A 15026-nucleotide genomic window follows, 5' to 3' on the forward strand; every position below is an offset into this window, starting at 1 on the left:
TAAAATGGCGCTTCTTTTCACCGGGTTGCACCGAGTACGGGGCGGCCCAGGATGTTCTTCCCTCTGAGGACCTGAAATGACCCGTATCGGAACCCCATTGTCGCCGACCGCGACCCGCGTACTGCTGTGTGGCTGCGGCGAGCTGGGCAAGGAAGTGGTGATCGAGCTGCAACGCCTGGGTGTTGAAGTGATTGCCGTGGACCGTTACGCCAATGCCCCGGCCATGCAGGTGGCCCATCGCAGCCACGTGATCAACATGCTCGACGGCGCAGCCCTGCGAGCCGTGATCGAGGCCGAGAAGCCGCACTATATCGTTCCGGAAATCGAAGCCATTGCCACCGCGACCCTGGTCGAGCTGGAGAACGAAGGCTTCACCGTGGTGCCGACCGCCCGCGCCGCGCAGTTGACCATGAACCGTGAAGGCATCCGTCGCCTGGCGGCCGAAGAACTCGATCTGCCGACCTCGCCGTATCATTTCGCCGACACCTTCGAGGAGTACTCCAAAGCCGTCGAGGACCTGGGTTTCCCGTGCGTGGTCAAGCCGGTGATGAGTTCGTCGGGCAAGGGCCAGAGCCTGCTGCGCAGCAGCGATGACGTGCAAAAGGCCTGGGACTATGCTCAGGAAGGCGGGCGTGCCGGCAAAGGCCGGGTGATCATCGAGGGCTTTATCGACTTCGACTACGAAATCACCCTGCTGACCGTGCGTCATGTCGCTGGTACCACCTTCTGCGCACCGGTCGGTCACCGTCAGGAGAAGGGCGATTACCAGGAGTCGTGGCAGCCACAGGCCATGAGCCCGGTGGCCCTGGCCGAATCCGAGCGGGTGGCCAAGGCGGTGACTGAGGCATTGGGTGGCCGTGGTTTGTTCGGGGTCGAGCTGTTCGTCAAAGGCGATCAGGTCTGGTTCAGCGAAGTTTCACCGCGCCCGCACGACACTGGCCTGGTGACCCTGATTTCCCAGGATCTGTCGCAGTTCGCCCTGCATGCGCGGGCGATCCTCGGCTTGCCGATCCCGCTGATTCGCCAGTTCGGCCCGTCGGCTTCGGCGGTGATCCTGGTTGAAGGCCAGTCGCAGCAGACCGCGTTCGCCAACCTGGGTGCGGCCCTGAGCGAGCCGGATACCGCGATTCGCCTGTTCGGCAAGCCTGAGGTCAATGGCCAGCGGCGCATGGGCGTGTGCCTGGCCCGTGACGAGTCGATCGAAGCCGCCCGGGCCAAGGCGACCCGTGCTTCTCAAGCGGTCAAGGTAGAGTTCTAAGCAATCGCGGGGCAAGCCCGCTCCCACAGCGTGTTGATTCTGTGGGAGCGGCGATGCGGCGACCCGACTTGCCCCGCGATGGTCCTACAGCTCCGTGTGTCGGGTCTCTTTCAGGCACAACACCGCAATCAGGCTCAGCACAGCCGCCGCCGACACATACCCGCCGACCCAGCTCAAGCCGCCCATCGCCACCAGCTTCTGGGCAAAGAAGGGCGCCGCCGAGGCACCGACAATCCCACCCAGGTTGTAAGCTGCCGACGCTCCGGTATAGCGCACGTGAGTGGGGAACAACTCAGGCAGCAGCGCCCCCATCGGCGCGAACGTCACACCCATCAAGAACAGTTCAATAGCCAGGAACAGCGCCACGCCGGTGGTCGAGCCCGAGGTCAGCAGCGGCTCCATGGTAAAGCCCGAAGCAATCGCCAGCACGCCGCCGACGATCAGCACCGGCTTGCGTCCGTAGCGGTCGCTGAGCCAGGCCGACAGTGGCGTGGCCAGGGCCATGAACAGCACCGCAAAGCACAGCAGGCCGAGGAAGGTCTCGCGGCTGTAACCCAGGGTCGAGACGCCGTAGCTGAGCGAAAACACCGTCGAGATGTAGAACAGCGCATAGCACACCACCATCGCCCCAGCCCCCAGCAGGGTAGGGGCCCAGTATTGGGCGAACAGCTCGACCACTGGCATTTTCACCCGCTCATGACGGGCCACGGCCTTGGCGAAGACTGGCGTCTCTTCCAGCTTCAGGCGTACGTACAGGCCGACCATGACCAGCGCGGCGCTGAGCAGGAACGGAATGCGCCAGCCCCAACTGCGAAACTGCTCGTCGCTCAGGAGCATGGCCAGGGTCAGAAACAGGCCGTTGGCCGCCAGAAAGCCGATGGACGGGCCCAGTTGCGGGAACATGCCGAACCACGCACGCTTGCCCTTGGGCGCGTTCTCGGTGGCCAACAGCGCGGCGCCGCCCCATTCACCGCCCAAGCCCAGGCCCTGGCCGAAGCGCAGTACGCAGAGCAGGATCGGCGCCCAGGCACCAATGCTGTCGTAGCCGGGCAACACGCCGATCAAGGTGGTACACACCCCCATCAGCAATAGCGAAGCCACCAGCGTTGATTTTCGGCCTATTCGGTCGCCAAAGTGGCCGAACAGCGCCGAGCCCAGGGGCCGGGCGAGAAAGGCGATACCGAAGGTCAGGAACGCCGAAAGCATCTGTGCGGTGCCGGAAGTCTGCGGAAAGAACACCGGCCCGATCACCAGCGCGGCTGCGGTGGCGTATACGTAGAAGTCGTAGAACTCGATGGCGGTGCCGATGAAGCTGGCGGTGGCGACCCGCGCCGGCGAGTTGCCGGGGCTGGCCTGGGTGGTATCGGAGTAGGTGCTGCTGGTCGTCATGCGATTATCCCTGACAGTCGAGTGCTCCATGGGCATGGCGCCTGCCTGGTGAACAGGCAAGGGCGTGCGTCGAAGCGAATTATTGTGTTCGCGTGACAGAACATACGCCCTTTGGGGATAGAGGCGGGCGCGGGCAAGGTTCGGGGTGTGAACCAGTACCGCAATTCGCGCAATGTTCAGTCATGACTTGCCGTGTGACGCCGGTGCGGTTGGCGGGCGAGACGGCCGGGGCTGGGTAAGCGTGCCTCAGTATAGCTAGCGCTTGAGCGTCCAGACCAGTATGCGGCTGGCACAATTGTCCTCGGTTTCGAGGATTTCCAGGCGGTAACGGCCGATTTTCAGGCATACAGCGCTGGCCGGGATACTTTCCAGGGCTTCAGTGACCAGGCCGTTGAGGGTTTTCGGCCCGTCGCTGGGCAGGTGCCAGCCCAGCGTGCGGTTGAGTTCACGGATCGATACGTTGCCTTCGATGACGAAGCGCCCGTCAGCCTGGGGGTGAATGTGCGGGTTGTCGAGGCTGTGCTCGTCTTCGAATTCGCCGACGATCTCTTCGAGAATGTCTTCCAGGGTGATGATGCCGAGCACTTCCCCGTACTCGTCGACCACTACCCCCAGGCGCCGTTGCTGCTTGTGGAAATTCAGCAATTGTAACTGCAACGGGGTGCTTTCCGGGACAAAGTAGGGTTCGTAGCACGCCGCTTGCAGTGCTTCGCGGGTCAGCTCGGCCTTGGGCAGCAGGTGGCTGATCAGCTTGGTATTGAGGACCGCTTCGACCTGGTTGATGTCGCTGTGGAAGACCGGCAGGCGGGTGTGGCGGCTGATGATCAACTGTTCGATGATCACCTCGATCGGGTCATCGAGGTTGATGCCATCGACATCGTTGCGTGGCACCAGGATGTCGTTGACGGTGATCTTGTCCAGTGCCAGCAGGCTTTCGGGCAGGTTCAGGCTGCGTGAAGCGTCCGGCAGGTCGTCGGCGTAACTGTCGCTATCGTCGTTGTCGTGCATGGCCACCGCATGGCTTTGTACGCGAAACGGGCGCAGCAGCAGGCGTGCGCAGCCATCGAGCAGCCAGGCCAGGGGATGCAGCAGCTTGAGGGGCACCTTGAGCAGGCTGTTGCCCAGGCCGATAAAGGCCTGCGGGTTGCGCCGGGCCAGTTGCCGCGGCAGAAATTCGGCGCTGATCAGCAGCAGGGTTGCGGCGCCCAGGCCGGCCAGCCAGAAGCCATGTTCGCCGCTGTAACGCTGGCCCAGCAAGCAGGCCAGGGCCAGTACCAGCAGCTTGCCCAGGGTCGAACACAGCACCAGGGCTTGGGGGCTGACGGCAAGTTCGGGGTGTTCGCCGGTCTGGCTGTTGCGTCGTGCGCTATTAAGCTGCTGCTGGGCGGCGTCCACTGCCGTGAACAGCGCCGACCAGAGCAGTGCCAGTGCCAATACGCCCAGTAGCGGTCCTAACGGCAGAACGTCCATTTAGCTGCGTCCGTCAGATGTGCAGGATGAATTCGCGTACCAGCTTGCTGCCGAAGTAGGCCAGCATCAGCAGGCAGAAACCGGCCAGGGTCCAGCGGATAGCCTTGTGCCCGCGCCAGCCGAGGCGGGAGCGGCCCCACAACAGCACGCTGAAGACGATCCAGGCCAGGCACGCCAGCAGGGTCTTGTGCACCAGGTGCTGGGCGAACAGGTTGTCGAGGAACAGCCAGCCGGAAATCAGCGACAGCGAGAGCAAGCCCCAGCCGGCCCAGAGGAAGCCGAACAGCAGGCTTTCCATGGTCTGCAGTGGCGGGAAGTTCTTGATCAGCCCCGACGGGTGCTTGTGCTTGAGCTGGTGATCCTGCAACAGCAGCAACAAGGACTGGACCACGGCGATGGTGAACATGCCATAGGCCAGGATCGACAGCAGGATGTGCGCAAGGATGCCTGGCTTTTCGTTGATCAACGGCACCGTGCCGGGCGGCGCGAACTGGGCGATCAGGGCCGTGGCCATGCCCAGCGGGAACAGCAACAGCAGCAGGTTCTCCACCGGGATGCGCAGGCAGGCCAGCAGGGTCAGGGCGATCACCGCAGTGGCGATCAGGCTGGCGGCACTGAAAAAGTCCAGGCTCAGGCCCAGGGGCGTGAGCAGTTGCCAGCACAGCGCGGTGCCTTGGGCCGTGACTGCCAGCGCGCCAAGCAGGCCAAGCAGGCGCTTGTCGGCCTTGGTGCCCCGAGCCAGGCGCGAGCCTTGATAGAAGGTCGCGGCGGCATACAGGCAGGCGGCGATGAGATTAGGTAGCAAGCTGGGTGACAAGGGGAGCATAAGTCCTGTTAGGCAAGCCCGAAAGGGGCTGAGTTTGGCATAGATCGCGCCCGCCTAGGAAGACTGCCAGCCGACGGCATGGTGTGCGCTGGGCCAAGTCTTCGTTATAATCGCCGGCCTGCCCCTGCCCAAGGCCGGCCGAATACGCCAGAGGCAGCTGATAAACCTCGGTTCTACAGAGCCCGAAAGGATCACCATGTTTGAAAACCTGACCGACCGTCTGTCACAGACGCTGCGCCATGTCACCGGCAAGGCCAAGCTGACCGAAGACAACATCAAAGACACCCTGCGTGAAGTGCGTATGGCGTTGCTCGAGGCTGACGTCGCCCTGCCGGTGGTCAAGGATTTCGTCAACAAGATCAAGGAGCGGGCGGTCGGCACCGAGGTGTCGCGCAGCCTGACCCCGGGCCAGGCGTTCGTGAAGATCGTCCAGGCCGAACTCGAAGGCCTGATGGGCGCAGCCAACGAAGACCTGGCGCTCAATGCCGCGCCGCCTGCGGTGGTGCTGATGGCCGGTCTGCAGGGCGCGGGCAAGACCACCACCGCCGGCAAGCTGGCGCGCTTCCTCAAGGAGCGCAAGAAGAAGACCGTGATGGTGGTGTCGGCCGACGTCTACCGTCCGGCGGCGATCAAGCAGCTGGAAACCCTGGCAAGCGACATCGGCGTGACCTTCTTCCCGTCGGACATCAGCCAGAAGCCGGTGGCTATCGCTGAAGCGGCGATTCGCGAAGCCAAGCTCAAGTTCATCGACGTGGTCATCGTCGATACCGCCGGTCGTCTGCACATCGACACCGAGATGATGACCGAGATCAAGGACCTGCACGCCGCGGTCAAGCCGATCGAGACGCTGTTCGTGGTCGATGCCATGACCGGTCAGGACGCCGCCAATACGGCCAAGGCCTTTGGCGATGCGCTGCCACTGACCGGTGTGATCCTCACCAAGGTCGACGGTGACGCCCGTGGCGGTGCTGCGTTGTCGGTGCGCGCCATTACCGGCAAGCCGATCAAGTTCATCGGTATGGGCGAGAAGAGCGAAGCGCTCGAACCGTTCCACCCGGACCGAATCGCTTCGCGCATCCTGGGCATGGGCGACGTGCTCAGCCTGATCGAGCAGGCCGAACAGACCCTCGACAAGGAAAAGGCCGACAAACTGGCCAAGAAGCTGAAGAAGGGCAAGGGCTTCGACCTCGAAGACTTCCGCGACCAGCTGCAACAAATGAAGAACATGGGTGGCCTGGGCGGCCTGATGGACAAGCTGCCGAGCATCGGCGGCGTCAACCTGGCCCAGATGGGCAGCGCCCAGGGCGCCGCCGAAAAGCAATTCAAGCAGATGGAAGCGATCATCAACTCGATGACCCCGGCCGAGCGCCGCGACCCTGAGCTGATCAGCGGTTCGCGCAAACGCCGTATCGCCCTCGGTTCCGGCACCCAGGTGCAGGATATCGGCCGTCTGATCAAGCAGCACAAGCAAATGCAGAAGATGATGAAGAAGTTTTCTGCCAAAGGCGGCATGGCCAAGATGATGCGCGGCCTCGGTGGCATGATGCCTGGCGGCGGCATGCCCAAGCTGTAACCCCATTCGGATCGATGGCCTGGAAACGGGCCGCCGATCAGAATCCCGCCGTGGCGGGAAAACGCTGCCTTATATAGAGAGGCGGCACTAACAGCAGATCGACAGGCAGGCCTTTTTACCCTGCGTAAAAAGGCATTTGCAAAAGTCCGTGTATTCCTTGAGAATATGCGGCCTTTCGGGCACCCGTGTGCCCGCTGTGCATTATGATTTGCAGCACCGACTACAGGAACGATGTTCAATGCTAACCATCCGTCTTGCCCGTGGTGGCTCTAAAAAGCGCCCATTCTACACCCTGACCGTGACCGACTCGCGTAACCCGGTTACCGGTTCGCACATCGAGCAGGTTGGTTTCTTCAACCCTATCGCTCGTGGCCAGGAAGTTCGCCTGTCCGTTAAGCAAGACCGCGTTGCTCACTGGCTGAGCGTTGGCGCACAGCCATCCGAGCGCGTTGCAAAACTGCTGAAAGATGCTGCCAAGGCTGCTGCCTGAACAGTATGAACGCGACGCCAGAAAAAGCTGATGACCTGATCGTTGTCGGCAAGATTTTTTCGGTTCACGGCGTTCGCGGCGAGGTGAAGGTCTTTTCCTTTACCGATCCGATTGAAAACCTGTTGGATTACCCGAACTGGACGCTTCGGCACGAAGGCAAGGTAAAACAGGTAGAGCTGGTCAGTGGCCGTTCCACTCAAAAGGACCTGGTCGCCAAGCTCAAAGGCCTCGACGATCGTGATGAAGCCCGTCTTCTGAGCGGTTATGAGATTTGTATCTCGCGTAGCCTTTTGCCCAACCTGTCTGCCGATGAGTACTACTGGTACCAGTTGGTGGGTCTGAAAGTCATCAATCAGGACGAACAACTGTTCGGCAAGATTGATCACCTGTTGGAGACCGGCGCGAACGATGTAATGGTGGTCAAGCCCTGCGCGGGCAGCCTGGATGATCGAGAACGCCTGTTGCCCTATACCGGGCAATGCGTGTTGAAGATCGATCTGGCTGCAGGCGAAATGAGGGTCGAATGGGACGCGGACTTCTAAGCAATGGCTAGCCTGCGCGTAGACGTCATCACGCTGTTCCCCGAGATGTTCTCGGCCATCAGTGAGTACGGCATTACCAGCCGCGCGGTGAAACAGGGGTTGTTGCAACTGACCTGCTGGAACCCGCGGGACTACACCACAGATCGTCACCACACGGTGGATGATCGGCCGTTTGGCGGTGGTCCGGGCATGGTGATGAAGATCAAGCCTCTGGAAGATGCCCTGGTGAATGCCAGGCAGGCAACCGGAGAGGCGGCGAAGGTGATTTACCTGAGCCCGCAAGGCCGCAAGCTGACTCAGTCGGCGGTCAAAGACCTGGCGAAGCACGAATCGTTGATTCTGATAGCCGGTCGATATGAAGGCATCGACGAGCGCTTTATCGAGGCTCATGTCGATGAAGAGTGGTCGATTGGAGACTATGTCCTGTCTGGCGGCGAGCTGCCGGCGATGGTCCTGATCGATGCGGTTACACGGCTGCTGCCCGGAGCTTTAGGGCATGCGGACTCGGCGGAGGAAGACTCCTTCACCGATGGTCTGCTTGATTGCCCGCACTACACCCGACCTGAGGTGTATGCGGATCAGCGTGTTCCCGACGTGTTGCTTAGTGGCAACCATGCACACATCCGGCGATGGCGTTTACAGCAGTCCCTTGGGCGGACCTATGAACGACGCGTCGATCTTCTGGAAAGTCGCTCACTTTCTGGAGAAGAGAAGAAGCTGCTGGCGGAATACCTCCGTGAGCGGGACGATAGTTAACGTATCGATGGTAAATCCAATTGGTTTACCTTAGGAGCACAGCATGACCAACAAAATCATTCTTGCACTCGAAGCAGAGCAGATGACCAAAGAGATCCCGACCTTTGCCCCGGGCGACACCGTTGTCGTTCAGGTGAAAGTGAAGGAAGGCGATCGTTCGCGTCTGCAGGCTTTCGAAGGCGTTGTCATTGCCAAGCGTAACCGTGGTGTGAACAGTGCTTTCACTGTTCGCAAGATCTCCAACGGTGTTGGCGTTGAGCGTACTTTCCAGACCTACAGCCCGCAAATCGACAGCCTGGCCGTGAAACGTCGTGGTGACGTGCGTAAAGCCAAGCTGTACTACCTGCGCGACCTGTCCGGTAAAGCCGCTCGCATCAAGGAAAAACTGTCCTGAGGACAGCTTGACCGGTGGCTACGGCCACCATGCGAAAAAAGCAGCCTTCGGGCTGCTTTTTTGTTGTCTGAATTTTGTCGTCCTATGTGAAGCCCATGAGCCCCAGAGAGCAGGAAATCGAACGCCGCACCGAACTGTCGGTGACCCGCGTGACCAAGGCGGTATTCCCGTCCACCACCAACCACCACAACACCCTGTTCGGCGGCACCGCGCTGGCCTGGATGGACGAAGTTTCGTTCATCGCCGCTACACGCTTCTGTCGTTTGCCGCTGGTGACCGTGTCGACCGACCGTATCGACTTCAAGCATCCGATTGCCGCCGGCTCCATCGTCGAGCTGGTCGGGCGGGTGGTCGCGGTGGGTAACACCAGCCTCAAGGTCGAGGTCGAGGTGTTTGTCGAAAGCATGAGCTGCGACAGCCGCGAAAAGGCCATTCATGGCCTGTTCAGCTTTGTCGCCATCGATGAAGACAAGCGCCCGGTACCTGTCTTGCCAGGCTTCTGATTACCCAGTAGGAGCGGGCTGAACCAACGCCACCAACGTCCAACCGGGCCCCGGCTTGAGCACGCTGTCTGGTCCGAACACGTGCACCCAGCCACTGCCATCCCGGGCAAACAGCATGTTTGCCCGGTCTCCATGCAGCGCTTGGTAATCCGCCCAGGCAAAGCCATCAGTGAGGTTGGTGCTGTACAGCTCGGCGCCCTTGTGCAGCATTGCAGCCAACTGCCCATAGGTCAGCGGCTGGCTCCCCAGCGTCTGCCCGCGGTGTTCGTCGCTGGCCCGGTGCTTGTCGCTGCGCTTGGCCTCCAGGCCACTGGCCAGGACGAACAGCCGCTGCGCCCCAAAGTCATGACGAAAGCGCGTGCAGGCCAGGGTATTGAGCTCTCCAGCGGGTGACAGGCCCAGCAGATGGCCCAGGCCGACCAGGTCCAGGTGAGCATCGGCATGTTGCGAGGCAGGGTGGCCGAAATAGGTCGGCAACCCCTCCATGCGTGCGGCGCGGATGTTTTCCCAGCTGGAGTCGGCCAGCAGCACCCGGCAGTCGAGTTGCTGCAGCGCCTTGGCTATGGCCCGGGCCGGCGGGTTGGCGCCGATGATCAGAAAGCCGCTGGGCGCCGGTTCCGCAACCTTGAGCAGGCGTGCCAAGGGGCGTGAGGTGGCGCTCTGCAATACCACGGTACCAATGATCACGGCGAAGGTCAGCGGCACCAGCAACAGGGCGCCTTGATGCCCGGCCTCGTGCAGGCGAATGGCAAAAATTGCCGACACCGCTGCGGCAACGATGCCGCGTGGGGCGATCCAGGCGAGCAGGGCGCGTTCGCGCCAGTTCAATTGCGAGCCGAAGGTCGACAGCGCGACGTTCAGCGGCCGGGCAATGAACTGGATGATCAGCAGCAAGGCCAGCACCGCGGGACCCAGGCCGATCAGGGCGTCGAGGTCCAGGCGCGCCGCCAGGAGGATGAACAGCCCACTGATCAGCAGCACGCTGAGGTTTTCCTTGAAATGCAGGATTTGCCGCACATCCACGCCCTTCATGTTGGCCAGCCACATGCCCATCAGGGTGACCGCCAGCAGTCCCGATTCGTGCATCACCTGGTTGGCGGCAATGAAAATCCCCAGCACTGCTGCCAGCGAGGCCAGGTTGTGCAAATACTCCGGCAGCCACTGGTGGCGCATGACCTGGCCGAGCAGCCAGCCACCGGCGACACCAAAAGCACTGCCGCAGACAATCACCCCGGCAAAGGTCAGCAGGCTATGGCTCAAGCCATCCCCAGCGGCGCTGGCAATGATGAAGCTGTAAACCACCACCGCCAGCAGGGCGCCGATCGGGTCGATGACGATGCCTTCCCAGCGCAGGATGTTGGCAATCGTCGCTTTGGGCCGCACCACCCGCAGCATCGGGATGATCACGGTCGGCCCGGTGACCAGGGTCAGGGTGCCGAACAGGGTAGCCAGCATCCAGTCGAACCCCAGCAGCCAATGGGTCGCCAGGGTGATCACCAACCAGGTCGACAGCGCGCCGAGGGTGACCATGCGCTGCACCACGCTGCCGATGTCTTGCCATTGCGACAGGTGCAGGGTCAGGCTGCCTTCGAACAGGACCAGCGCCACTGCCAGCGACACCAGCGGCATCAGCAGCGGGCCGAACAGTGTTTGTGGGTCGAGCCAGCCCAGCACGGGGCCGGCGAGAATGCCGCTGAGCAGCAGGAACAGGATCGCCGGTAGCTTCAGGCGCCAGGCCAGCCATTGGCAGCACAACGCCGCCAGCCCTATCCCGCCAAATGCCAGCAATATCTGTTGTTCGTTCATTCGGGCTCCCTATGCTGGCAGTGTTATGGAAGACTAGCGGCAATTTTTCGTTTACGTCGCCTGCCGCAGAGGTGTCATGCCCGCTATCGAACATCCGCTTATTGATCAGTTCCTCGATGCCCTGTGGCTGGAAAAGGGCCTGGCTGATAACACCCGCGACTCCTACCGCAGTGACCTGGCACTGTTCAATGGCTGGCTCAAGGAGCAGGGCGTCGAGCTGCCCAGTGCCGGGCGCGAACTGATCCTCGATCACCTGGCCTGGCGCCTGGCGCAGGGCTACAAGCCGCGCTCGACGGCACGTTTCCTCTCGGGGGTGCGCGGCTTCTATCGCTACCTGCTGAGGGAAAAGCTGATCGCGGTCGATCCGACCCTGCAGGTCGAGATGCCGCAATTGGGTCGGCCGCTGCCCAAATCCCTGTCGGAGGCTGACGTCGAGGCACTGTTGCTGGCACCGGACCTGAGTGAGCCGATTGGCCAGCGCGACCGGGCCATGCTCGAGGTGCTGTACGCCTGTGGCCTGCGCGTGACCGAACTGGTCAGCCTGACCCTGGACCAGGTCAACCTGCGCCAGGGCGTGCTGCGGGTGATGGGCAAGGGCAGCAAGGAGCGCCTGGTGCCCATGGGTGAAGAGGCGGTGGTATGGATCGAGCGTTACCTGCGTGATGGTCGCAACGAGCTGCTGGGTGGGCGTCCCAGTGATGTGCTGTTTCCCAGCCAGCGCGGCGAACAGATGACCCGCCAGACCTTCTGGCACCGCATCAAGCACCAGGCGCTGGTGGCCGGTATCGACAAGAGCCTGTCGCCGCATACCCTGCGCCATGCCTTTGCCACCCATCTGCTCAACCACGGTGCCGACCTGCGGGTGGTGCAGATGCTGCTGGGCCACAGCGACCTGTCGACCACGCAGATCTACACCCATGTGGCGCGGGCACGGCTGCAAGAGTTGCATGCGCAGCATCATCCGCGGGGATAAACGACGATTTCTGACAGAATATTTGCAATGAGATTTGTAATGTCGAGTTCTCATCACTCTAGGCGATTGCAGATGCACGTAAGTAATGTGTCCACTCCAGATTCCTTTCCCAGAACAGATCAGACCTCGTTGAGATCGACCCATTATGATCGCAACGATGGTATTGCGCTTGGTTCGATGCCGACTGCCGATGGCGTGACTGAGCAACTGGACGCGCTACTCGGGGATCGACACTCGTTGGTATTTGTTGGTTATTCAGCATTGGGGTATGCCGATTTGCCGGGTATGCGACAGAAAGCTCAGGCGATCATCGAGAAGGCTCTAGCTGAACATCCGGAAGGTATCAATGTGGTCATTGGCGCTACCAAAGATGGTATCGGTGAGATCTACGAGTTGGTACAGGACAAGGCCGACCTGAAGGAAAAGGTAACTTTGCTCGGCATCGTTTCTGCGGCGGCGCGGGAGTGGGGGGTAGCGATTGAAGAAGAAAACGTGGCCTTTGTTGAGGATCCTGGCAATACCTGGCAGGTAAAAAGTGCGGAGGGGTATTCCTACACACTTTACCCTGCCCAGAAAAACGGCGAGTTGCTGGCTATGGGAGGCGGAGCGGTTGCACTGGAAGAACTGGAGCAGGCGAGGGCGCTGGGGCTTGAAGTGAACATCTTTGAGTTTGCTGCTGACCCACAGAAACTGCAGGCCAAACTCAAACCCGGGCAATCCCAGATTGAGTTGATGCCGGTCTGCAGTCAGTACTTTCCCTAGAAACCGGGTTGCGCAGGATTGTGCTTGACGGGCGCGTCATGGTCGGCCATGGCTGACCTTCTGTGTTAGGCTTGACCGGTTTGCACCGAGGGCCGCAATGACACCCCGTTTTCAGTACGGGCGTGCTGCATCCGGCCCCTGTCCGCCCTCAGGAGTTCCCATGCGCGTGACCCAGATTTTCGCCGCCGCCGCCCTGGCGCTGGTCAGTACCTTTGCCGCTGCCACCGACAACGCCGAGCAGGCGATCCGCAAGACCCTGCAGTCCCTTGAGCTGGGCGTGCCGGTCGACAGCGTTGCCAGCAGCCCGCTCAACGGCCTGTATGAAGTCAAGCTCGAAGGCGGTCGGGTGCTGTACGCCAGTGGTGACGGCCAGTTCGTCATGCAGGGCTACCTGTTCCAGATCCAGGACGGCAAGCCGGTCAACCTGACCGAGAAAACCGAACGGCAGGCCATCGCCAAGACCATCAATGCCATTCCAGCGGCCGAGATGGTGGTTTATCCTGCCAAGGGCGAAACCAAGTCGCACATCACCGTGTTTACCGACACCACCTGCCCGTACTGCCACAAGCTGCACGCCGAAGTACCGGAGCTCAACCGTCGCGGTATCGAAGTGCGCTACGTTGCCTTCCCGCGCCAGGGCCTGGGCTCGCCGGGTGACGAGCAGTTGCAGGCGGTCTGGTGCTCGAGCGACCGCAAGGCGGCGCTGGACAAAATGGTCGACGGCAAGGAAATCAAGGCTGCCAAGTGCGCCAACCCGGTCGGCAAGCAGTTCGCCCTGGGCCAGTCGATCGGCGTCAATGGCACGCCGGCCATCGTCCTGGAAAACGGCCAGGTGATTCCGGGCTACCAGCCGGCGCCGCAAGTGGCCAAGCTGGCCCTGGCCAAGTAATTCAATCGCAAGCCGTTGCCTTGGGTAACGGCAGTTTCACGATCGGCTGCCAGCCGGTCGTTTCATGGGGAGTTCACAGTGAAACCGGTCAAAGTAGGCATCTGTGGGTTGGGGACCGTCGGTGGCGGTACCTTCAATGTACTTCAGCGTAACGCCGAGGAGATCGCCCGCCGTGCCGGGCGTGGTATTGAAGTGGCACAGATTGCCATGCGTTCGCCAAACCCGAATTGCCAGATTACCGGTACCCCCATTACCGCTGATGTGTTCGAGGTTGCCACGAACCCGGAAATCGACATTGTCATCGAGCTGGTCGGCGGCTACACCATCGCCCGTGAACTGGTGCTCAAGGCCATCGACAACGGCAAGCACGTGGTCACCGCCAACAAGGCGCTGATTGCCGTGCACGGCAATGAAATCTTCGCCAAGGCCCGCGAGAAGGGTGTCATCGTCGCGTTCGAAGCGGCTGTGGCCGGCGGTATCCCGGTGATCAAGGCGATCCGTGAAGGTCTTTCGGCCAACCGGATCAACTGGGTGGCCGGAATCATCAACGGCACCGGCAACTTCATCCTTACCGAAATGCGCGAAAAAGGCCGTGCGTTCCCCGACGTGCTGGCCGAAGCCCAGGCCCTGGGTTACGCCGAAGCCGACCCGACCTTCGACGTCGAAGGCATCGATGCCGCGCACAAGCTGACCATCCTGGCGTCCATCGCCTTTGGTATCCCGCTGCAGTTCGACAAGGCCTACACCGAAGGCATCACCCAGCTGACCACTGCGGATGTGAACTACGCCGAAGCGCTCGGCTACCGCATCAAGCACCTGGGCGTAGCCCGCAGCACGGCCAATGGCATCGAGCTGCGCGTGCACCCGACGCTGATCCCGGCCGACCGCCTGATTGCCAACGTCAATGGCGTGATGAACGCGGTGATGGTCAACGGTGATGCGGCCGGCTCCACCCTGTTCTACGGCGCCGGTGCCGGCATGGAGCCGACTGCTTCGTCGGTGGTGGCCGACCTGGTCGACGTGGTCCGCGCCATGACCTCCGATCCGGAGAACCGCGTGCCGCACCTGGCCTTCCAGCCGGACTCGCTGTCGGCCCACCCGATCCTGCCGATCGAAGCCTGCGAAAGCGCCTACTACCTGCGTATCCAGGCCAAGGACCACCCGGGCGTGCTGGCCCAGGTGGCGAGCATCCTCTCCGAGCGCGGTATCAACATCGAGTCGATCATGCAGAAGGAAGTCGAGGAACAGGACGGCCTGGTGCCAATGATCCTGCTCACTCACCGAGTGATCGAGCAGCGCATGAACGACGCCATCACCGCCCTGGAAGCTTTGCAGGATGTGGTCGGCAACGTGGTGCGTATCCGCGTCGAACAACTCAACTGAGCCGTCTTTTGC

General features: G+C 61.6%; 15 protein-coding genes. 11 read left to right on the plus strand and 4 right to left on the minus strand.

Going from position 1 to position 15026, the window contains the following annotated elements; all coding sequences use genetic code 11:
- Positions 1–76: 76 nt before the first annotated feature.
- Positions 77–1258, plus strand: a complete 1182-nt coding sequence (gene purT, locus EXN22_RS07005; RefSeq protein ID WP_130263375.1) for a formate-dependent phosphoribosylglycinamide formyltransferase — start codon at positions 77–79, stop codon at positions 1256–1258.
- An 84-nt stretch (positions 1259–1342) separates the two neighbouring features.
- Here the strand turns inward: purT and EXN22_RS07010 are convergent, their stop codons facing one another.
- From EXN22_RS07010 to EXN22_RS07020, 3 genes are all read right to left on the minus strand, one after another.
- A complete protein-coding gene (locus tag EXN22_RS07010; protein ID WP_130263376.1) occupies positions 1343–2647 on the minus strand; it encodes an MFS transporter in 1305 nt (434 codons plus the stop codon).
- Between the two features lie 255 nt (positions 2648–2902).
- Positions 2903–4117, minus strand: a complete 1215-nt coding sequence (locus EXN22_RS07015; RefSeq protein WP_130263377.1) for a transporter associated domain-containing protein — start codon at positions 4115–4117, stop codon at positions 2903–2905.
- 13 nt (positions 4118–4130) lie between these two features.
- A complete protein-coding gene (locus tag EXN22_RS07020) occupies positions 4131–4943 on the minus strand; it encodes a cytochrome C assembly family protein (RefSeq protein WP_130263378.1) in 813 nt (270 codons plus the stop codon).
- 196 nt (positions 4944–5139) lie between these two features.
- Between EXN22_RS07020 and ffh the strand changes: the two genes are divergently transcribed.
- The 6 genes from ffh to EXN22_RS07050 all read left to right on the plus strand — a co-directional run bounded on the left by ffh (position 5140) and on the right by EXN22_RS07050 (position 9201).
- Positions 5140–6516, plus strand: a complete 1377-nt coding sequence (ffh, locus tag EXN22_RS07025; protein WP_130263379.1) for a signal recognition particle protein — start codon at positions 5140–5142, stop codon at positions 6514–6516.
- Positions 6517–6754: 238 nt separating this feature from the next.
- Positions 6755–7006 carry a 30S ribosomal protein S16 gene (rpsP, locus tag EXN22_RS07030; protein WP_028942918.1) on the plus strand — a complete coding sequence of 84 codons (252 nt, stop codon included), beginning with the start codon at positions 6755–6757 and terminating at the stop codon, positions 7004–7006.
- A gap of 5 nt (positions 7007–7011) precedes the next feature.
- Positions 7012–7548: a ribosome maturation factor RimM gene (gene rimM / locus EXN22_RS07035; protein WP_130263380.1), complete on the plus strand. Its 537-nt coding sequence runs from the start codon at positions 7012–7014 to the stop codon at positions 7546–7548.
- A 3-nt stretch (positions 7549–7551) separates the two neighbouring features.
- Positions 7552–8304: a tRNA (guanosine(37)-N1)-methyltransferase TrmD gene (gene trmD / locus EXN22_RS07040; RefSeq protein ID WP_038996822.1), complete on the plus strand. Its 753-nt coding sequence runs from the start codon at positions 7552–7554 to the stop codon at positions 8302–8304.
- A gap of 43 nt (positions 8305–8347) precedes the next feature.
- Positions 8348–8698, plus strand: a complete 351-nt coding sequence (gene rplS, locus EXN22_RS07045) for a 50S ribosomal protein L19 (RefSeq protein ID WP_130263381.1) — start codon at positions 8348–8350, stop codon at positions 8696–8698.
- A 95-nt stretch (positions 8699–8793) separates the two neighbouring features.
- Complete coding sequence (locus EXN22_RS07050; RefSeq protein ID WP_130263382.1) at positions 8794–9201, plus strand: acyl-CoA thioesterase; 408 nt, start codon at positions 8794–8796, stop codon at positions 9199–9201.
- Here EXN22_RS07050 and EXN22_RS07055 read toward each other — a convergent pair whose 3' ends face one another.
- The gene (locus tag EXN22_RS07055) at positions 9202–11007 is read right to left on the minus strand and encodes a cation:proton antiporter (protein ID WP_130263383.1); all 1806 of its coding nucleotides are present in this window, start codon (positions 11005–11007) and stop codon (positions 9202–9204) included.
- Positions 11008–11083: 76 nt separating this feature from the next.
- On the opposite strand from EXN22_RS07055, the gene xerD reads away from it, so the two are divergent.
- From xerD to EXN22_RS07075, 4 genes are all read left to right on the plus strand, one after another.
- Positions 11084–11980 carry a site-specific tyrosine recombinase XerD gene (xerD, locus tag EXN22_RS07060; RefSeq protein ID WP_130263384.1) on the plus strand — a complete coding sequence of 299 codons (897 nt, stop codon included), beginning with the start codon at positions 11084–11086 and terminating at the stop codon, positions 11978–11980.
- A gap of 72 nt (positions 11981–12052) precedes the next feature.
- Entirely contained in the window at positions 12053–12742 is a 690-nt protein-coding gene (locus tag EXN22_RS07065; RefSeq protein ID WP_130263385.1) for a hypothetical protein, read from the plus strand.
- Between the two features lie 160 nt (positions 12743–12902).
- On the plus strand, positions 12903–13631 hold the full coding sequence (gene dsbC / locus EXN22_RS07070) for a bifunctional protein-disulfide isomerase/oxidoreductase DsbC (RefSeq protein ID WP_130263386.1): 729 nt from the start codon (positions 12903–12905) through the stop codon (positions 13629–13631).
- 78 nt (positions 13632–13709) lie between these two features.
- A complete protein-coding gene (locus EXN22_RS07075; protein WP_130263387.1) occupies positions 13710–15014 on the plus strand; it encodes a homoserine dehydrogenase in 1305 nt (434 codons plus the stop codon).
- Positions 15015–15026 lie beyond the last annotated feature (12 nt).

Origin of the sequence: Pseudomonas tructae, assembly GCF_004214895.1 — a bacterium.
Lineage (GTDB): Bacteria > Pseudomonadota > Gammaproteobacteria > Pseudomonadales > Pseudomonadaceae > Aquipseudomonas > Aquipseudomonas tructae.